This window comes from Draconibacterium orientale, assembly GCF_900111425.1.
Classification (GTDB): Bacteria; Bacteroidota; Bacteroidia; order Bacteroidales; family Prolixibacteraceae; genus Draconibacterium; species Draconibacterium orientale.
The window spans coordinates 1-20,237 of sequence record NZ_FOHT01000001.1; the positions used below are offsets into that span (position 1 = coordinate 1).

Annotated in this window: 19 protein-coding genes and 1 pseudogene; 15 read left to right on the forward strand and 5 right to left on the reverse strand. The window is 39.7% G+C overall.

The genetic code is table 11. The features are described 5' to 3' along the window. Positions 1 to 101: pseudogene (locus BMW53_RS20705) on the forward strand (IS1595 family transposase); the annotation flags it as partial. Between the two features lie 678 nt (positions 102 to 779). On the opposite strand, the gene BMW53_RS00005 reads toward BMW53_RS20705, so the two are convergent. Continuing rightward, a complete protein-coding gene (locus BMW53_RS00005; RefSeq protein WP_038561769.1) occupies positions 780 to 1,772 on the reverse strand; it encodes a LuxR C-terminal-related transcriptional regulator in 993 nt (330 codons plus the stop codon). A gap of 344 nt (positions 1,773 to 2,116) precedes the next feature. On the opposite strand from BMW53_RS00005, the gene BMW53_RS00010 reads away from it, so the two are divergent. The 6 genes from BMW53_RS00010 (at position 2,117) to BMW53_RS00035 (ending at position 8,214) form a co-directional block, all read left to right on the forward strand. After that, positions 2,117 to 3,424: an acetyl-CoA hydrolase/transferase family protein gene (locus tag BMW53_RS00010; RefSeq protein ID WP_038561766.1), complete on the forward strand. Its 1,308-nt coding sequence runs from the start codon at positions 2,117 to 2,119 to the stop codon at positions 3,422 to 3,424. 300 nt (positions 3,425 to 3,724) lie between these two features. Then, positions 3,725 to 4,129 carry a methylmalonyl-CoA epimerase gene (gene mce, locus BMW53_RS00015; protein WP_038561763.1) on the forward strand — a complete coding sequence of 135 codons (405 nt, stop codon included), beginning with the start codon at positions 3,725 to 3,727 and terminating at the stop codon, positions 4,127 to 4,129. Positions 4,130 to 4,151: 22 nt separating this feature from the next. Then, a complete protein-coding gene (locus BMW53_RS00020; RefSeq protein WP_038561760.1) occupies positions 4,152 to 5,711 on the forward strand; it encodes an acyl-CoA carboxylase subunit beta in 1,560 nt (519 codons plus the stop codon). 15 nt (positions 5,712 to 5,726) lie between these two features. Further along, positions 5,727 to 6,098 carry an OadG family protein gene (locus BMW53_RS00025; protein WP_038561758.1) on the forward strand — a complete coding sequence of 124 codons (372 nt, stop codon included), beginning with the start codon at positions 5,727 to 5,729 and terminating at the stop codon, positions 6,096 to 6,098. 35 nt (positions 6,099 to 6,133) lie between these two features. Next, entirely contained in the window at positions 6,134 to 6,559 is a 426-nt protein-coding gene (locus BMW53_RS00030) for a biotin/lipoyl-containing protein (RefSeq protein WP_038561755.1), read from the forward strand. An 11-nt stretch (positions 6,560 to 6,570) separates the two neighbouring features. Continuing rightward, positions 6,571 to 8,214, forward strand: a complete 1,644-nt coding sequence (locus BMW53_RS00035; RefSeq protein ID WP_245748997.1) for a sodium ion-translocating decarboxylase subunit beta — start codon at positions 6,571 to 6,573, stop codon at positions 8,212 to 8,214. 60 nt (positions 8,215 to 8,274) lie between these two features. On the opposite strand, the gene BMW53_RS00040 is transcribed toward BMW53_RS00035, so the two are convergent. Further along, positions 8,275 to 8,784 carry an aminoacyl-tRNA deacylase gene (locus tag BMW53_RS00040; RefSeq protein WP_051567993.1) on the reverse strand — a complete coding sequence of 170 codons (510 nt, stop codon included), beginning with the start codon at positions 8,782 to 8,784 and terminating at the stop codon, positions 8,275 to 8,277. A gap of 552 nt (positions 8,785 to 9,336) precedes the next feature. Between BMW53_RS00040 and BMW53_RS00045 the strand changes: the two genes are divergently transcribed. Continuing rightward, the gene (locus tag BMW53_RS00045) at positions 9,337 to 11,463 is read left to right on the forward strand and encodes a TonB-dependent receptor (RefSeq protein WP_051567992.1); all 2,127 of its coding nucleotides are present in this window, start codon (positions 9,337 to 9,339) and stop codon (positions 11,461 to 11,463) included. A gap of 16 nt (positions 11,464 to 11,479) precedes the next feature. Beyond that, positions 11,480 to 12,112, forward strand: coding sequence for a hypothetical protein (locus BMW53_RS00050; RefSeq protein ID WP_074780017.1), 633 nt, complete (start codon positions 11,480 to 11,482; stop codon positions 12,110 to 12,112). Between the two features lie 6 nt (positions 12,113 to 12,118). On the opposite strand, the gene rimO is transcribed toward BMW53_RS00050, so the two are convergent. Then, positions 12,119 to 13,414 (reverse strand): 30S ribosomal protein S12 methylthiotransferase RimO, encoded by a 1,296-nt coding sequence (gene rimO / locus BMW53_RS00055; protein WP_038561752.1) that lies wholly within the window; start codon positions 13,412 to 13,414, stop codon positions 12,119 to 12,121. 218 nt (positions 13,415 to 13,632) lie between these two features. Between rimO and BMW53_RS00060 the strand changes: the two genes are divergently transcribed. The 3 genes from BMW53_RS00060 (at position 13,633) to BMW53_RS00070 (ending at position 15,080) form a co-directional block, all read left to right on the forward strand. Then, entirely contained in the window at positions 13,633 to 14,169 is a 537-nt protein-coding gene (locus BMW53_RS00060; protein ID WP_038561749.1) for a DUF2975 domain-containing protein, read from the forward strand. 4 nt (positions 14,170 to 14,173) lie between these two features. Further along, entirely contained in the window at positions 14,174 to 14,380 is a 207-nt protein-coding gene (locus tag BMW53_RS00065; protein ID WP_038561746.1) for a helix-turn-helix domain-containing protein, read from the forward strand. A gap of 73 nt (positions 14,381 to 14,453) precedes the next feature. After that, positions 14,454 to 15,080, forward strand: coding sequence for a hypothetical protein (locus tag BMW53_RS00070; protein ID WP_038561743.1), 627 nt, complete (start codon positions 14,454 to 14,456; stop codon positions 15,078 to 15,080). A 76-nt stretch (positions 15,081 to 15,156) separates the two neighbouring features. On the opposite strand, the gene BMW53_RS00075 is transcribed toward BMW53_RS00070, so the two are convergent. Both BMW53_RS00075 and BMW53_RS00080 read right to left on the reverse strand, forming a co-directional pair. Next, a complete protein-coding gene (locus BMW53_RS00075) occupies positions 15,157 to 15,525 on the reverse strand; it encodes a DMT family protein (protein WP_038561740.1) in 369 nt (122 codons plus the stop codon). 129 nt (positions 15,526 to 15,654) lie between these two features. Continuing rightward, a complete protein-coding gene (locus tag BMW53_RS00080; RefSeq protein ID WP_038561737.1) occupies positions 15,655 to 16,530 on the reverse strand; it encodes a creatininase family protein in 876 nt (291 codons plus the stop codon). 91 nt (positions 16,531 to 16,621) lie between these two features. On the opposite strand from BMW53_RS00080, the gene BMW53_RS00085 reads away from it, so the two are divergent. The 3 genes from BMW53_RS00085 to BMW53_RS00095 are packed head-to-tail and all read left to right on the forward strand — an operon-like array spanning position 16,622 to position 20,230. Further along, positions 16,622 to 17,908 carry a glycosyltransferase family protein gene (locus tag BMW53_RS00085; RefSeq protein ID WP_074780020.1) on the forward strand — a complete coding sequence of 429 codons (1,287 nt, stop codon included), beginning with the start codon at positions 16,622 to 16,624 and terminating at the stop codon, positions 17,906 to 17,908. Beyond that, positions 17,901 to 18,782 (forward strand): HAD family hydrolase, encoded by an 882-nt coding sequence (locus tag BMW53_RS00090; protein WP_175463504.1) that lies wholly within the window; start codon positions 17,901 to 17,903, stop codon positions 18,780 to 18,782. The genes BMW53_RS00085 and BMW53_RS00090 overlap by 8 nt, the downstream gene beginning before the upstream one ends. Then, the gene (locus tag BMW53_RS00095) at positions 18,779 to 20,230 is read left to right on the forward strand and encodes a hypothetical protein (protein WP_038561735.1); all 1,452 of its coding nucleotides are present in this window, start codon (positions 18,779 to 18,781) and stop codon (positions 20,228 to 20,230) included. Before BMW53_RS00090 ends, BMW53_RS00095 begins: the two co-directional genes overlap by 4 nt. Positions 20,231 to 20,237 lie beyond the last annotated feature (7 nt).

The following is a 20,237-nucleotide window of genomic DNA, read 5'->3' on the forward strand; positions in this document are numbered from 1 at the left end:
TTCAAATGTATTTGAATGAGTTCGTCTACAAGCTAAACCGGAGGTATTTTGGAGAAAAACTCTTTGACAGGCTGGTTATTGCTGGAATTACTGGACTATGACTAAATACGGATATTCAATAATTTTTTCATTTTTTTTAATTAAGTTGTTTTTAAAAAGACTGTTAATTTTGATAATCCCGAGGAGACAGGATTAGTTTCCGGTGTATTCATCAGCGTAGCCTGATAATCTACCGAAACAAGCGGAGTGCCACGTACTACGTCACGATTCTAACGTGATTGTGGCTTACACTTTTTCAACAATTTTGAAATTACTTTCCATAATAATTTGGTTTAACATTTTATATTATATCAACATACTTTACACAGTTACACCATGCATTCATTTATGCAAAAGCATTAATTTTAAAAGTTGATTTAACAGTTGGGATTTGTTAAAATTATTTATGGAAATGATCTGAAGATAAACCCTTAATTTTTATCGTCGGAGATCGGAGGAACGCTTAGGGGGCAATTCCTTGTTTTCCGATGTCTAAATTACGCAGGTATCCAATCAATTGAAATACGTAGTTTTACGACCCTTTAAAAATTATTACGTGGTTTCACTAAGTTTTTTACACTTATTGTGCATACATTTATTCCAGATCCAGCATTGCAAAAGGTTTCCAAAAAAAATAACATTTTGATTAAAATTTTTGAGGAAATATGGTTTTCGCTATTCCTCTATTGAAAAAACGATGACAATCGGGATTAAAAACGAAGCACCTATTGAACAAATGCTTAATGATTAGAGTCAATAACCCACATAGTTTCCAGGATACTTCTTGTTTGCGTTTTTCTCCTGATGTTTGCCCGGTGTTTTTCAATGGTTCGTTCAGATATTTTGAGCTCAGCCGCCAATTCTTTCACTGTTAACCCATTTGCCGATAAATGAAAAACTTCCAATTCTCTTTTGGTGAGACCATATTTCTCTTTTGCAATATCGAGCCTGCTTAACGCCTCCTTCTCATCCGATTTGGAATCAACTTTTGCAAAATCATTATTCAGTGGTAATATTTCAGCAAAAGCTGAACGGATATCAAACTGATTTCCCCGATGCAGATTAATGTTGTATTTCACCCCATTGGTGCTACAACAAGTCACCTCTTTTAATTTACATATTTCCGTAACGCCATTAACAAACTGCCTGTAATGGTATTCGTTTTTTTCATAATTAGCGATAGAAAACAACCAATCGAAGCGCTGGTTTTCCATATCCTCACTTTTTCGTTTAACAAGCTTTTTAAAAGCTTCGTTTACGCAAGCTACCTGGTTCCCCTCCAGAAAAAACATGGGCACATCCGATTTTGAAAAATATTTCTTAAAATGTTTTAATGTAAAAACATTTAATTCGGTTCTTTTGTAAAAGGCCCTGTCCACCTTTCTGATAACAGAATCGATATCGATAGGTTTGAAAATAAAATTATCGATCCCCATTTCCAATCCTATCATTATATCTTTTTCATCGTATTTTTGCAGGAATAAAAAAAACGGAACAGCAGTGGTTAACAAGTAAGGTCTTAATCGTTTAAATATACTAAAGCCCGACTCACCATTTAGTTTTCGGGGACAAATTATTAAGTCAACCTTTTGGCTGGCGATTCGTTCTAAAACCACTTCAACATTTACGGCTGTGGTAATTTCGTAACCGGCTTTTTTTAAAGCCAATTCAAATTGATTGTCGGTAAACTCAATCGATTTTAAGATCAGGAGCTTCTTGTAATAGGTATTCATATCAGAGGTGAACAGTTTGATTAATAAACAAAAGTTAATTATTTCAAAGAAATGTATTCAAGATATCAATAACTTTTCAAAAAAACAATGATAATTTGTAAGTTTATTTTTAATTTTTTAATCAAAATGAGACATATTCCTCTTATTATATCAACCTTCTGTTAGCAAAACAGCAGTAATCCTCCCATTCCACAAAACAATTCACACCAAAGAGTCTTCTTTAACACAAAGTTTACAAACCCAATCGAACCTTTCTAAATAATATTCGAATTATAGTGGGGGTGATTAAATTTCTATCTTTGCGCACCTGAAATTATTAGCCGTATTTTATAATCCGATAAAACATGAAAAATATCAAGTACGTATCACCGGAAGAAGCTGTTAAGGTTATCAAAACCGGAGACAGAGTCCATTTAAGTAGTGTTGCCGTCACTCCTCACACCTTAATTAAACCGATGGTTGAGAGAGGTCGCAACAAAGAGTTCCACAATGTTACCATTCAGCATATCCATGTCGAAGGCCAGGTAGATTATGCCGATCCTGAATTCGAAGGAATCTTTCATTCTGAACAATTCTTTGTTGGTGGAAACCTGAGAAAACAAACTCAGGCTGGGTACGCCGATTACATTCCAATTTTCCTGAGCGAAACCCAACGTTTAATGCGCAGAGGTTATTTAAAAGTAAACGTTGCCATGATTATGGTGTCGGTTCCCGACAAACATGGTTATGTTTCGTTAGGTACTTCAGTTGATGCCACCCGCGCCGCTATTGAAAATGCCGACACGGTAATTGCAGCTGTAAACCCAAATGTACCACGAGCATGGGGCGATGCCATGATGCATATCGATGAAATCGATATTTTCGTTGAAGACGACATTCCTTTATATGTTCACGATCCGGCTCCACTTACCGACATGGATATTAAAATTGGTACCAATGTCGCCGAATTAGTTGAAGATGGTGCTTGTTTACAAATGGGTATTGGTGGTATACCAAACGCTGTTTTGGCGCAATTAGGAAACCACAAAGACCTTGGTGTACACACCGAGATGTTTGCCGATGGTATTCTTCCTTTGGTTGAAAAAGGAGTTATTACCGGTAAAAAGAAAAAAACTGATCCGGGAAAAATGGTAGCATCGTTCCTTATGGGATCGAAAGCACTTTACGATTTTGTTGACGACAACCCACGTGTTGCCATGATGGACGTTGCACACACCAACCACGTAGCAAACATCCGTAAGAATGACAAAGTAACAGCAATCAACTCTGCACTGGCTATCGACTTAACAGGTCAGGTTTGCGCCGATTCGATTGGTATTACTCACTACTCGGGTGTTGGTGGACAAATCGACTTTATCCGTGGTGCCGGTCACTCTAAAAAAGGTAAACCAATTATTGCCCTTCCATCAGTTACTAATAAAGGTATTTCTAAAATTAGCCCAACTTTAATTTCAGGTTCGGGCGTTGTAACTACTCGTGCCAACATGCACTGGGTGGTAACCGAATACGGAAAAGTTAACCTTTATGGTAAAACGCTTCAGGAAAGAGCAAAACTTCTGATTTCTATCGCTCACCCCGACCATCAGGAATCGTTAGACAAAGCATCGTTTGAACGATTCGGTCCGCATTACCATTATGTAAGGGGCGAATAAAAGACATATGGTTAAAGAAGCAGACGGTAGTCTGCTTTTTTTATGACTAAAATCATTCACAAAAATTACAATAACAAGCCAATATTAACTAATTCTAAAATCGTAAGTCAAAAGACTCAGGTTTTTTGGTTTTCGCGAATAGAGAATTTTTAGAAGAATAACTTTGCAGGCATTTAAAAATTTGACTATTAATATTTTATAACCATTCTAAATAAGCAGGTAACGAAACGATTAATACCTAAACAACTGTACTAACCGCCTCAAAATCTGTTTATTTTTTAGAATACAATTATTTACACCATGAACATTTCACATATAGAACACATTGGGATCGCAGTAAATAGTTTAGAAGAAGCTATTCCGTACTACGAAGAGATGCTGGGTCTAAAATGCTATGCCGTTGAAGAAGTGGCAGACCAAAAAGTAAAAACCGCCTTCTTCCAGGTTGGCGACACTAAAATCGAGTTATTGGAATCAACCAGTCCTGACGGACCAATTGGTAAATTCCTGGAGAAAAAAGGACAGGGAGTACATCACCTTGCTTTTGCTGTTGACAATGTTAACGATTCGTTGAACGAGCTGGGAGAAAAAGGCGTTCAGTTGATCGACAAAACAGCAAGAAAAGGAGCTGAAGGACTTAACATTGGTTTCCTTCACCCAAAAGCTACCATGGGAGTACTAACTGAACTATGCGGAAAAGAATAAGGAAACTATAATAACCGACTTTATGAGCAACCAGGATAAAATTAAAAAGTTAATCGACCTTAGAGCAGAAGCTAAATTGGGTGGCGGATTAAAAAGAATTGAAGCACAACACAAAAAAGGCAAATTTACTGCTCGCGAAAGAATAGAACTTCTGTTAGATGAAGGAAGTTTCGAAGAATTTGACATGTTTGTTACACACCGCTGTACCAACTTCGGTTTAGAAAAAACCAAATTTTTGGGCGACGGTGTTGTTACCGGTCACGGAACAATCGACGGACGTGTAGTTTACGTTTTCTCGCAAGACTTTACCGTTTTCGGCGGATCGTTATCAGAAACCTTTGCACAGAAAATTTGCAAGGTTATGGATATGGCCATGAAAGCAGGAGCTCCCGTAATTGGTATCAACGACTCGGGCGGTGCTCGTATTCAGGAAGGTGTGAACTCGCTGGCCGGTTATGCCGAAATTTTCGAGCGTAACATTTTGGCATCGGGAGTTATTCCTCAAATCTCAGCTATTTTCGGACCATGTGCCGGTGGTGCTGTTTACTCTCCTGCCCTAACCGACTTTATTATGATGACCGAGGAAAACTCGTATATGTTTGTAACCGGACCAAAAGTTGTTAAAACAGTTACCGGCGAAGACATTTCAGTTGAAGATCTTGGTGGTGGTAAAGTTCACGCATCTAAATCAGGTGTTGCTCAATTCCTTGTTGAAAACGAACAGGAAGGTATTTCGATCTTGCGTAAACTGATTAGCTACCTGCCACAAAACAACCTGGAAGATCCGATTGTTACTGACAGTACCGACCCAATTGATCGTTTGGATGATGCCTTGAATGAAATTATTCCTGACAATCCGAACCAACCTTACGAAGTTAAAGATGTTATTCATACCATTGCTGACTATGGCGAGTTCCTGGAGATTCACCGTAACTATGCGAAAAACATCGTTGTTGGTTTTGCTAAATTCGACGGACAGCCAGTTGGTATTGTTGCCAACCAGCCAAATTACTTAGCCGGTGTGCTCGATATTAATGCATCAGTAAAAGCAGCTCGTTTTGTACGTTTCTGCGACTCGTTCAATATTCCAATTATCACACTTGTTGATGTTCCGGGATTCTTGCCGGGAAGTCGTCAGGAGTACGGTGGCATTATTACTCACGGTGCAAAACTGATGTTTGCATACGGCGAGGCTACTGTTCCAAAAATCACAATAACACTGCGTAAATCGTATGGTGGTGCGCACGATGTAATGTCGAGTAAACAATTACGTGGCGACCTTAACTACGCCTGGCCAACTGCCGAAATTGCAGTTATGGGTGCTGCAGGTGCTGTTGAAGTACTTCACGGAAGAAAATTACGCGATATTGAGGATGCTGAAGAGCGTGCTAAATTTATTGCCGACCACGAAGAGGAATACAAAGAAAAATTTGCAAATCCTTATCAGGCTGCATCTTTTGGTTATATCGACGATGTTATCGAGCCTCGTAATACAAGGTTCAGAATTATTCGCGGATTACAAAGCCTTGCTACCAAGAAACTGGTTAATCCACCTAAGAAACATTCAAATATTCCACTTTAAAAAACAGAACAAATTATGGAACCATTATCAATTCTATTAGCCAGTTCTGTTCAGTTTGGGTACACGGTTGCAATCGTTGGATTCTGCATCGTTTTCTCAGCACTTACCTGTTTGGTTATTGTATTCAGCAATACTCCAAAGTTGATTAACATGAAATTCAACAAGGAGAAGCTGAAAAGAAATAAAACCAAAGGGCAGGCTGAAGTTAAAGAAGACGAAGAATATATGGAAGGTAACGTTACTGCAGCAATCAGTTTAGCCCTACACATGTATTTTAACGAACTGCACGACGAAGAGAGTAACATCGTTACCATTAAAAAGACGAAAAAATCGTACTCTCCTTGGAGTTCAAAAATTTATAGTGTACAAAACAACTGGCCGCGATAAATAATTCTGAATAGAAAGAGTAAAAAAAGAATACAATGAAAAAATATAAATTCACAATCAGTGGTAACGATTACGACGTTCATTTAAAAGACATTGAAGACAATGTTGCTGAACTGGATGTAAACGGAACCATATACGAAGTTGAGATTCACGGAGAAGTAAAAACATCAAAAACTCCGAAACTGATTCGTAAACCTGTTGAAAAGATGCCTGGCGAAGGTCAGATCAAAAAATCAGAATCAACAGGAAAACACAAAGTAACAGCACCACTACCGGGCACAATTCTAAAAATTAATGTATCGGTTGGCGATGTAGTAACCGAAGGCCAAAACCTAATGGTTATGGAAGCCATGAAAATGGAAAACCAGGTACAAACTACAAAAGCCGGCGAGGTTACAGCAATTAAAGTAGGTGTTGGCGATAGTGTGTTACAGGATGATGTTTTGATTGAAATCGGTTAACCTTTGTTACAATGAGAAAAATATTTCAACTATTATTACTACTGATTTTTATTACACCAACGGTTTTTGGTGCTGAGCAATCAGAAAAAATCAGCGAAGTATTGACAGAAGGGAAATGGGTTAACTATTCTGATGGATATGTTCCTATTCCAACCTACAAAGAGGATGGAACGCAAACCGAAAAGCCACGCACTGTAAAGCGTTTTAAAACCTTCACTTTTGAAGAGCACGGAGCGTTTATTTTAGACTCTGCAAAAACGCGTTACACAGGGCGTTTTACAATTTCCGGTGATAAAGCGATTCTGAACTTTAACGAAGTTCCGGTTACGCACTTGCGTGCCAATACCGATCCGAATAAATCAACAGGTTACGATACCGAAACAGAAATGGTAAAACTCCCGCAACGAGTGTTACACCTTTCTGATAATGGTAAACTTGTTGGCGACGGTCATGAATACAAACATTACAGCGGAGCAATGTCGGGATTATTCAATTTCTACGAATTTTCCGGTTTTGCAAATATCGCCTGGGGTAATGTAATTATGATGCTGATAGGATTTGTTTTCCTATTCCTGGCTATTAAATACGACTTTGAGCCGATGTTACTTATACCAATTGGTTTTGGTATTCTAATTGGTAATATTCCAATGTTCCAGGTAGTAGACTTTAACCTGAAATTAGGTGTTTACGAACCCGGTTCGGTTATGAATATCCTTTACCAGGGAGTTGTTCAGGGGTGGTATCCACCTATTATTTTCCTTGGAATTGGAGCGATGACCGACTTCTCGTCGTTAATCTCTAATCCGAAATTGATGTTACTGGGAGCTGCTGCACAAATTGGTATCTTCCTAACATTCCTCGGAGCTATTTACCTGGGATTTGCAGCGCCTGAAGCCGGTGCAATTGGTATTATTGGTGGAGCCGATGGTCCTACTGCGATTTTCATTTCGTCGAAACTGGCAAATGGACTAAACGTACTGCCGGATGGAACTACGGTGAAAAACCTGATTGGGCCAATTGCAATTGCAGCTTATTCTTACATGGCATTAGTACCTGTTATTCAACCGCCGGTAATTAAACTGATGACTACTAAAAAAGAACGTCTAATTCGTATGAAACCTCCACGCGCGGTTTCAAAAACAGAAAAAGTTCTTTTCCCGATTATTGGTTTAATTCTAACCGCTTACATTGCACCATCAGCATTACCACTTATTGGTATGTTGTTCTTCGGAAACTTGCTGAAAGAATCGGGTGTAACAAAACGTTTGGCGACAACTGCTGCCAACCCGCTTATCGATACCATTACAATTTTGTTAGGTATTACTGTGGGAGCATCAACTCAGGCCGACGTATTCCTTACTCCAGCTTCAATCAAGATTTTTGCCTTGGGTGCCGGCTCGTTCGTTATTGCAACTGCGGGTGGTGTTGCCGGAGCCAAAATCATGAACCTGTTCCTGAAAAAAGAGAACAAGATCAACCCAATGATTGGTGCATCTGGTGTATCAGCTGTACCTGATAGTGCAAGGGTTGTACAACACATGGGATTAAAAGAAGACCCAACTAACCACTTGTTAATGCACGCTATGGCACCAAACGTTTCGGGTGTTATTGGCTCGGCAGTAGCAGCCGGTATTTTGTTGAGTTTCTTAATGTAAGACAAACAACAAACGTTATATAAAAAAAGGATTTCTACTTCAGAAATCCTTTTTTTTTGTTCATTCAATTGCCCATCTTTCGCTCGGGTCGCCAGGCATCGAAACAGTTTTCCACGAGAACTTAAATACCCGCGGTTCAACCATACGCTCAAAATCAGCATAACTCATTTTAATCATCTCGGTGTGATTTCCCGCATTAAATGCAATCTCTTCATCTTCAGCCAAAGTTTCGGCTACAAAAACCTCCATATCATAAAGGTTTCCAAATGGTGGCATCGCTCCTATTTCGCAGTCAGGGAAAAAGCGTTGAAATTCAGCCTCGGTCGCCAAATTAACATGCTGCGATCCAAAAATGTCTTTCAACAGTTCAAAATCAACCTGGTACGAAGCAGGAAGTACAGTCATTGCCATTTTTCCATCAACATTTACAATTACGGTTTTTGCTACCTCTTTACCCGAGATGTGACTTTTTGCTGCAATTTCCTGAGCAGTAAAGGCACTTGAATGCCTGATTACAGTGTACTTTACATCGTTTTCATCAAGAAATGCTTTAAGTTTTTTTACTGGCATAAAATGTAGTTTAATGCTTTAAAATTTACAATTTCACTAATTTCTTTAAGAACAATCGTATTCTTTTCGATTTAGTTTTACAGCAATTACATATTATGGGTTTCGTTTTTAAAAGAGTTTATACCAATTGTATTTATTTTGCCGCATGGCAATAAGAAAGTTTACTATAGTCTGTCCCGAAATCTTTTCGGGAGTTAATGCCAATATAACAACAAAAAAGGAGACTGAACGAAGTGAAAGTAAGTGACATTTAGTTGTTAAATCGGTATTAAAAGCATATTTCAATTCCCGAAAATGAGGATTCTTGAACTTTGACAGAAAATCGGACTATTCCTTGCCGGCGTAAACACGCGTTTCGATGTAGCCAATGAGCAGTAGCGAAGCATCAATATTCCCAAAAACAAGAAGCCTGTTCGCTCCACAACCATCTTCCGGCTGGTACTCGTATTATTCCCGTTTGTACTAAAAAGCCAACCAACTGTATTTTTTTATTTCTCCTTCTTCCTTTTCTGAAAGAACTTTGAAGTACGAAAACAATAAAACAGAAAAACCATGAAGACACGTTTAATACTGCTCCTTCAATTTCTGATGCTGTTTGCACACGCCCAGGTAAAAATTTCAGGAGTTGTTCTATCAGAATCAGGAAGCCCGATTGCCGGGGTGAATATTTTTATACAGGGAACTTACGATGGCACAACAACCGATAGTCTTGGAGTATTCACTTTTAAAACAGATGCAAGCGGCGAACAAACATTAATTGCCAGTTGCGTAGGGTTTGAAACATATGGAAAAGCATTGAATCTCACAGAAGATGTTTCAGGTTTAAAAATTGTGTTGATTGAGGAAATTAGCGAACTAGACGAAGTAATAATCAACGCCGGAACTTTTGAAGCCAGCGACAAAAAGAAATCAGTGGTTTTAAAACCGCTTGATGTGACACTAACGGCAGGAGCAAACGGTGATATTTTTGGAGCTTTTGGCAAATTACCCGGTTCGCTTACAGTGGGCGAAGAAGGACGGCTTTTTGTACGTGGTGGCGAAAGTTACGAAACCAAAACTTTTATGGACGGCATGCTGGTAAACACGCCATACTATTCGAAAATGCCCGACCTGCCAACACGCGGGCGGTTCTCCCCTATCCTTTTTAACGGATCGGTATTTAGCACCGGAGGTTATTCGGCCGAATACGGGCAGGCACTTTCGTCGATTGTAGCGTTAAATACCGTTGCGTTGGAACCGGAAACCAAATCAAGTATCTCTGTTCTTTCGGTTGGACTACAGGGTTCGCATGCAAAAAGATGGAAAAATACTTCGCTGTCCATTAGTGGCGAGTATCTAAATACGACGCTCAGTAACAAGCTATTTAAACAAAATGTTGAGTGGTTGCAAGAACCGGCTATTGTTGGCTCGACCATGCTGTTCCGGCACAAAACCAGCGAAACAGGAATGCTTAAATCGTTTGCCACTTTTAATTACGACACCAGCAGTTTGCTATACGACAATTTTGAGCAAGCTGCCTTTCAGGAAGTTTCGTTGGGCAATAAAAATTTGTATTCGAACACCACCTATAACGAAATGCTGAATGAAGGATGGATGATACAAACCGGTGTAGCTTTTAACATCGATCAGGAGAATATGGATATAGATTCGGATGAAATTGCTACTTCGCGAAACAGCAGCCAGTTTAAACTTACCTTATCCAATTATTCCATTAAAGATGTTACAACAACTTTCGGTGCTGAAGCTTTGATTTACAAGTATGATCAGGACATTGAAATGGATGGAAATTTCAAGCTTTCATTCAACAACAACCTGTTTGCAGGCTTTGCCGAATCAGAATGGAAAGTAACAAAAAAGCTCGCTTTAAAAGCCGGAGTCAGAACAGAATATAACTCACTCATCAATGAATTGAATGCCGTTCCCCGATTTTCGGGAGCAGTAAAAACCGGCAAGAGCAGCCAGCTTTCTGCCGCGTATGGAAAGTTTTTTCAGAATCCTGGCGACGACTACCTGAAATTCACCGACGAGCTGGCTCCTGAAACATCAACGCATTCCATTTTAACCTGGCAGTATAAAAAAGACAGTCGCACGTTGCGCATTGAAGCCTACAATAAAAACTATACCAATCTGGTAAAATTTGATGAAGAATTTTCAGCAGAACCCGGAAATTACAACAATTCCGGTAGCGGTTATTCCCGGGGAATTGACGTTTTCTGGCGCGACCAAAAACAGTTTGGAAAAGCCGATTACTGGATTTCATATTCGTGGATCGATTCAAAACGGAATTACCGCGATTACCCAATAAAAGTAACGCCTCACTACGTTTCGAAACACAACCTTTCGGTGGTTTACAAGCAGTATTTTACAAAGATCAACTCATTTATTTCGGGCTCATACACTTTTGCCAGCGGACGTCCGTACGATAACCCGAACACGCCCGAATTTATGGTCCGAAAAACCAAAACCTACAACGATGTAAGTTTCGGATTCACACACCTGTTTTACCTTTTCAACACGCAAACCGTAGCGCATGTTATCGTAAACAACGTTTTGGGATTTAACAATGTATTTGGTTACAACTACGCTCAAACACCCGACAACAATGGAGTTTACCAATCGCAAGCCATCGTGCCGGGGCAAAAACGACTTATTGTATTTCTACTATCATTTCAATTATAAACTAAAACAAATAATCATGAAAACTTTATTAACGCTTATTTTTAGCCTGGTAGTTTTGACTGCCGCAGCACAGCGAAAAAATTACGAGTCAGCAATGACTGCTGCCCTCGAAAAAATGAACAGCTCGGAAACTGTGGCCAAGTTTCAGGAGGCTGCAAATACTTTTGAACGAATCAGCATGACCGAAACCTCGGAATGGCTGCCGTTGTATTACGCATCGTATTCAATTATCGTGATCAGTTACCTCGATCAGGACCTTAACAAGAGAGATGCTTACCTGGATAAAGCGCAACAATTTTTGGACAAAGCGCTTAAGATTGCTCCCGATGAATCGGAATTATATTCACTTCAGGCATTTCTTATTCCATCGCGGATTACGGTAGATCCGATGACCAGAGGAATTGAATACATGCCTAAAATGAATGCGGCAATCGATAAAGCAATTGCGCTGAATCCGGAAAATCCGAGAAGTTACTATTTGCGCGCAATTACCTTGTTTAATATGCCCGAACAATTTGGTGGCGGCGCAGAAGTTGCCCGTCCTCATTTTGAAACGGCAAAAGAAAAATTCGACAAATTCGAACCGGAATCACCGCTTCATCCGAACTGGGGTAAAGAAATAAATGAAATGGAGATGGAAAAACTATAAATTGTTTTAAATCAATTCTCCGTACAAGTCATAATCTTCGGCACCTGTTATTTTCACTTTAACAATGGTGCCGTTTTTTAATTCTTCGTCGGTGGTAATATAAACTTCGCCGTCAACTTCGGGCGAATCAAATTCGGTACGTCCAACATAGTAATCGCTTTCTTTTCTGTCGATAATCACGTCGAACTCCTTCCCTACTTTTTGCTGGTTGAGTTCGGCAGAAATATATTGCTGCACTTCCATAATTTCGTCGGCACGCGCTTGTTTTACCTCTTCGGGCAAATTGTCATCGAATTTTTTGGCCGCATACGTACCATCTTCATCAGAATACGGGAAAACACCCAATCGACCGAATTTCTGCTCTTGTACAAATTCTTTCAATTCATTAAAATCTTCCTCTGTTTCGCCCGGGAAACCAACCAACATGGTTGTGCGAATAACTACTTCCGGAACTTCTTCTTTTATTTTGGCAATTAAAGCTTCTGTTTCTTCGCGGGTAACATGGCGCAACATATTTTTCAGCACGCGGTTTGAGATGTGCTGCAAGGGCATGTCAAGGTATTTGCACACTTTGGGATTTTCGCGCATTACCGGCAAAATCTCCATCGGGAATTTGGTAGGATACAAATAGTGCAAACGAATCCACTCAATTCCTTCCACTTTCGAAACCTCATTTATCAGTTCAGCCAACTGGTTTTTACCGTATAAATCGATTCCGTAATACGAAAGGTCCTGGGCAATAAGCAACAGTTCCTTCACTCCTTTTTTGGCCAGGTAACGAGTTTCTTTTACCAAACTTTCGATGGTGCGTGATTTGTGGCGTCCCGTCATTTTCGGAATGGCACAAAACGAACACGAACGGTTACAACCTTCCGAGATTTTCAGATAGGCAAAATGCGATGGCGTGGTAATTTTGCGCTCGTAAATATATTCGGGCGCGTAGGTAACTTTCAGCTCTTCAACCATGGCTTTCATATCAAACTTTCCAAAGTATTTATCTACTTCGGGCAGCTCAGCCTCCAGCTCGTTGTGATAACGCTCCGAGAGACATCCCATAACGTAAAGCTTATCGATCTCGCCACGTTTTTTAGCCTCGGCATAATCCAGAATCATATCAATCGATTCCTGCTTGGCATCGTGAATAAAACCACAGGTATTTACAAATACTGCATCAAAATTGGTTTCGTTTGAATCGTGCAATACTTCAAATTTCCCCTTCTCCAACTGGTTTAGTAAAACCTCCGAATCAACCAGGTTTTTCGAACACCCCATGGTTACCACATTTACCCTTTTCTTCGCCATAACTTTTCTTCTTTCTTTTCAGGCTGCAAAGTAAAGATAAATTTGTCTGAATTAAGAAACTATGAGCTACTAACTATTGAAATATAACACATACAAATAATAGTGTAGTCACCACCTAATCAGCACTAATCAATAAATATTTATTGATTTAGAATTTTTATTTATTGTTTTTCGATAATTTATTATTTAATTTGCATAAAACATTTAATACAACTACAATGAAAAAGGTGGAAAAAACACAAACCGAACATGTTCTAATTCTTATGAAAGTAGTAGCCTGGATTGCATTTTTTAGTTTTGTTGTGGCCGCAGGTGTTTTACTATTCTCTTATTTTTCAAGTGTATGGAATCCCGAAAGCGCGAAAAATATTCACGAAGGCCTCAACCTGTATCAATTAAGACAAGAAAATTTCAACCTCTATTCGGTTTTGATGGCCTCTCAATTTGTCACTTCTATAATTAAAGCAATTGTATGGTGGATGGTGGTAAAACTCATCACGAAAATAAAGTTGACAAATCCTTTTGCTTCTGAAGTTGCTTTTAAACTGGAGCGCATTAGTTATTTGCTTTTTGCAGTGTGGGTATTCGCCGTTACTACAGGTGGTTTTATTGCATGGTTAGGAGAAAAGGCAGGCAATCTTAATGACTCATGGAATCACGGACAATACCTGTTTATGGCCGGCCTGGTATTTATAATTTCGCAAATATTTAAGCGCGGAGTTGAGTTACAGAATGAAAACGATTTAACGGTTTAAAGCTATGCCGATAATTGTAAATCTTGATGTAATGATGGCGCGGCGAAAAATGTCGCTCAACGAACTTTCGGAGAAAGTAAACATCACACTGGCCAACCTTTCGATATTAAAAACCGGAAAAGCAAAGGCTGTACGTTTCAGTACGCTGGAAGCGATTTGCGAAGCTCTGGATTGCCAACCTGGTGATATTTTGGAATATGTTGAGGAATGAGGAATTTACTTAATCTATGCGCTTAGCGCTTAAAACCTGCAAATAATTGTAAAATTCTTACCTTTAAATAAAAATGCATTTCGAACCAGATGCCGTTTATCACGTTTACAACAGATCAAATGAACAAGTTTTCTTTTCTCGTGAAAACTATTTGTATTTTCTAAAGAAAGTTCAACTTCAAATAAAACCGGCTTGTAATATTCTTTCCTGGGTACTTATGCCCAACCATTTTCATTTTTTAATTCAGGCAACGCCAAATGGTTGCAGAACAGACAACGAATCTCATCTTCCGCATATTCAACTTTTATCAAAACGATTTGGTAATATTTTAAGTTCTTATACTCAGGCGATAAACAAAGAGCGAAACAGAAGAGGAAAATTATTCTCGCATAACACAAAAGCTAAAAACCTGAACGACATTGCTTTTGAAGAAGCGCTTAACGGTTCCAACCGCTTAGCGCATAGGCCAGACTATACCACCGCATGTTTTCTGTACATACACCAGAATCCGGTGATTGCAGGAATTGCCAATTCCCTATCTGACTGGGAATTTTCTTCGTTTCGTGATTACGCCGGTAGTAGAAAAGGGAAACTCGTAAGTAAAGAAATTGCCAAAGAAATGATTGAGCTGGATTTTGAGAATTTTAAACAACAATCGCAGTTCCTGATTGAAGAAGAATTGCTGAAAAAGTTATTTTAATATGCGCTTAGCGGTTCAAAACTACTTAGCGCATAAAACCTTCCCCTGCAATAAGTTCGACTTAACTTTTTGCCACCTATTTTTTAAAAATGAAATAAACGGCCAGTATAAGAAACATGAAACCAATAAAGTGGTTCCAGCGAAATGTTTCGGTTCGGAAAAGTACAAATGTAAAAACCGAAAACACCACCAGCGTTATTACCTCCTGAATTACTTTTAGCTCGATGAGCGAAAACGGGCCGCCATGATCCCGAAATCCGATGCGGTTGGCCGGTACCTGAAAGAAGTATTCAAACAAGGCGATTCCCCAGCTAATTAAAACGATCGATCCTATTCCCAATTTACTGAACCACTTCATTTCGGCAAATTTCAAATGTCCGTACCAGGCAAAGGTCATAAAGGTATTGGAAAGGATCAGCAATCCAACGGTCAAAAATGCTTTCATAATTCGTAAAAAATTCGGCGCAAAACTACCGAAAAGTCCTTTCCGTTGTTCGTTACTGCACCGAATTTCTTCATCGCATTACAGCAAAAATAAAGTGTTCAATTTACAGCAGCTGTTTTACCGAATTAATCACTGTTTTGTATCTAACGGATCAGCAGCTTCTTTAAAGAATTGCTCTTGCAAAGCTGGTACAACAGTGTCGGTTTTAACCAATTTAATCATTTCAACCAGCTGCTCTACCTTTTCATTAATAAACAATTCCCCAGCTTCAGCATTGGCATCCCAGGCTTCTCCCCCGTAATGATTCGGGTAACTGGCATACCACCAAATTCCGGTATAAACATATTTTAATGCATTCATCCGGTCCTGATCAACACCCGATTGCTGTTTGGCCCGATCGACATGTACTACATCGGGTACTGTTGCCAACATTTCTGAAGTTTCGCTGTTGCCTGCATGAGAATCGTACGGATCGTGTCGTGTTAAAGCCTCGGCCTTTTCATCAATTTCACGATTACCTTCCGGGCGAAACCAGTACAGGGAGTAATCCCGCGGTTCTGAAAGTTGTGCCATTCCAAAATAATTCAGAAAAGCATTGTTGCCGCCATGGCCATTAACAATAATGATCTTTTCAAAACCATTTCGGTGCAGTTCGTCCAGGGTTTCCTGCAGCACTTTCCAAATCAATTCGGGCGAATACGAAATGGTGCCGGGCTGGTGACGTGCCTCGTTAATCTGACTAAAATAGTACCACGGAAAAACGACCGTATATTCCTGTTCGGCTGCCCGCAACGAATATTCTCTCGACATGTACAAGTCGGTTCCCAAAGGTAATTGAGCGCCGTGTTTTTCCATTACTCCGATAGGAATAATACAGGTTTTTGAACTTTTTTCAACGGCTTTAATAAAATCGGGGGCGGTTAATTCTTCCAAACGATACGGCAAATCCTGTGCTGAAACAAATGTAGCGATCGCCAAAAGCAAAAATGTTGCAATTTTTCTCATAGGTTTTAGGTTTTAGTTAATATTTCCATAAAAATAAATTCTTAGAAATTATTTAGCAACGATTTCCTATTTTTATGCATAAACTAAAAATATGCCAGTAGTAATCGCACACAGTCATTTAAATCCGGGTGGTGTTAACCGGATTATTGAATCGCAAATCGACAGCCTGCAAGGCGAAGAAATAAAAGTTTTGGTAGGTGCCTGCCCCGATGGCAGCAAAATAAAATCGAAAAATGCGGAGCTTCATATAATACCCGATTTAAATTACCTGGAGCGCCGGAAATACACCGACCAGGAAGCCATGGAAATGCTGCATAAAATACATCGCGAGATTCGGGAACACCTTACCCGCGATACTATTTTGCATTTTCACAACCTTAATTTGGGTAAAAATCCGATTGTAACGTATGCTGTTTACCTGTTGGCAAAAGAAGGTGTAAAAGTGTTTAACCATGCTCACGATTTTGCCGAAGACCGCCCCAGCAATTATTCGTTTCTGGAAGAAATTATTTACGATAATTTTTCGCAGAACCTTAACGAAGTGCTTTACCCAAATCTTCCGAATTATCAGTTTGGGGTGCTGAATTCGTTTGATTTCGACCGGTTGAAAGAGCTGGGTGTTACAGAAGACCGCATTGAGTGGCTCCCTAACCCGGTAACATTTGATGCATCGGATGACCTGCCCGAAAAACAAGTTGCAAAGCAAGCCGTTTGTAAAGAGCTGAATATTGATGCCGACAAACTGTTGGTGACCTACCCGGTACGTGTTATTCAACGCAAAAATATTGGTGAGTTTATCTTGCTCTCCATTTTATTCCGGCACCGGGCAAATTTTGCGGTAACACAACCACCCCAAAATCCTCTAGAGTTTGAAATGTACAAACAATGGATTAAATTCTGTAACGAGAATGAGATTGATATTGTATTTGAAGCCGGCCAAAAAGTAAACTTCGAAAATTTACTGCGGGGCAGCGATTTCTGCATCACCACAAGTTACAAGGAAGGTTTTGGAATGGTGTACCTCGAACCCTGGTTACTGGACACACCTGTGGTTGGCCGGGATATTGATTTTATCACCCGCGATTTTAAAAACGACGGTTTTAGCTTTCCTACACTTTATTACAAATTGAATATACCGGGAATTAAAACAGATTTTAAATATCTGAACTTAAAAATGCAGATGGAGATCATTTCTGCAATTATTAGCGGAAAGATAGAAAAACACAAACTGTTTGAACAAAACTCCATACTAAACACTTTGTTTAGTGACGTAAAGTTATATATTACAGAAAAAAACAAGACAATTATCAAAAACAACTATTCTTTACAGGGATATGGAATTAAACTTCAGAAACGATATAAAAAAATGGTTGGATAGTTCAGAGCAACTGCAACCCATTCCCACCACTTTTTGTCCCAACATAAAAACCGATTCGAAAGAAAAAATTAAAGCCGTAATTTTCGATATTTACGGAACTTTGCTTATTTCATCGTCAGGCGATATCGATCAGGTTTCGCTAAATAAAGACAATATGCGCACTGCCATGGAAGCCGGTGGATTCGACTTATCGGGTTGCAAAGAGGAAACCTGCAGTTTTCTGCTCGACCAGTTTCAGGAACAGGTAAAAAAGCAACACGAAGAGCTAAAAACAAAAGGCCATCCCTACCCCGATGTAGATATTTTTGAGGTGTGGAAAAACATGTTTGAAGCAGCCGAAAACAAAGGATTGTTAAAACTGAGAGGCACCGAATCGTGGGAAGATACCATAATGGTTTTCGAACTGCTAAGCAACCGCGTATACCCCATGCCGGGAATGAAAGAAGTGCTGCTGGCAATAAAAAAAACGGGCATCCCAATGGGTATTGTTTCCAACGCGCAATTCTACACGCCAATTATCATGAATTATTTTCTTACCGGCGAATTTTCAACCAATCAGCATATCGATCTTTTTGAGGAAGAACTTTCGGTGTATTCATTCAAAGAACTGCGGGCCAAACCCGATACGGCTTTGTTCAACAAATTTATTCCGGCACTGAAGAGCAAATACAATATCGAACCATCGGAAACCATATTTGTGGGCAACGACATGCTAAAAGACGTTTACACAGCCACAAAAGCAGGTTTGCGAACGGTGCTGTTTGCCGGCGACGAACGCTCGCTACGCCTGCGCGAAGACGACGAACGTGTAAAAGGAATGTTCCCCGATTTTATTATCAACGATTTAAAACAACTACTGAAAATTATAGGATGAAGCTAAACGAATTACGCGTAGGAATTATCCACTCCTTAATTGGCAAAAACGATGGCGTTTCCATTGTTATCGACCAAACCGTTGAAGCCATGTCGGAACATCTCGGCATAAACATTGGTAACTTTTTCTTTTTGGCAGCCCACTCATCGCCGCGTTTTAATGCACAAACCAACGATGTATTCTGGCACAAAAGCGAGGCGCATAAAACCATTTTGAATAACTTCAATAATCCCGACACTGAAGGTCTGGATGAGATGATTCATGAAAATGCGCTCTATGCAAAAAAGGTAATTCAGGAATGGGTTGACGAAAACGATATCGACCTTATTATTGCCCACAATACCTCGCATCCGTATAATTTTATCACTGCCGTTGGATTGGGTTATTACATTGAAGAGTTGCGCGCAGAAGGAATTATCTGGCCGAAATTGATGGTGTGGTGGCACGACTCGTATTTCGAGCGCGCTATTTTCTCGAATCCCAACAAAGTGATTCAAAAGTATTTGAAATACCTGCCTGGAGTTACTTTTGTAAATTCAATTGCTTTTATTAACAAGCAACAAATCGACCTGGGGAAAAGGCTTTTCGAGCAGCACAACGCCAGTAAACTCGAGAAATTCTTTAAACTGCGAACAACTGTTGTACCAAACACTTGCGAAATTCCATGGGATTGGGAAAACATCGCCCCGGAAACCGAAGAATTAATTTGCCCGGCACAAGACAATTATAACGACTCGTTTATGAAAGACATCGGCCTTGTTCAGCAAGTTGAAAGCCGTGGTTTTACTATGGACGAAACCGTAATCCTGCTGCAACACACCCGCGTTGTTCCCCGTAAAAAAATTGAGCTGGCCATCGATCTGGCTTTTGAACTGGAGAAGAAATTCGCTACGAATGGTGAGAAAAAATGTGTTGCGGTAATTGTTAGTGGCCACTCGGGCGACGAGCAAAACCAGTACCTCAACAACCTGAACGAGCATTACACCGAACTTTGCAAAGCACATCCCGACAGCAATGTGGTATTGATTTTTGGCGAACACAACATCCTTTCGCACCGCGACATCATCGTTGATAAAAAGTTCTACAAATTTGCTGAAATACCTTCTATTGTGGCTGCTCATGGCGGACTTGGAACTTATTTCAGCGATGTGGAAGGTTTTGGTAACAACCTGCTGGAAATGATGTCGTACGGATTGCCGGCGGTAATCAACAAATACGAGGTGTACAAACAAGAAATTGAGCAATATGGTTTTGATTTGCCGGCTATTGATGGCGGAGGAGTAACTGAAGAGTTGGTTGATTCGGCGTATCGACTACTTACTGATATTCCATACAGAAACAAAGTGGTAATACACAACCTTAAGGTTTTAAAGGAAAAACTCGATCATAAAATAATTGCTGATAAACTTGAGCCGATTATAAAAAGTATGTACATGCGCGAGTTGTAATACGAAA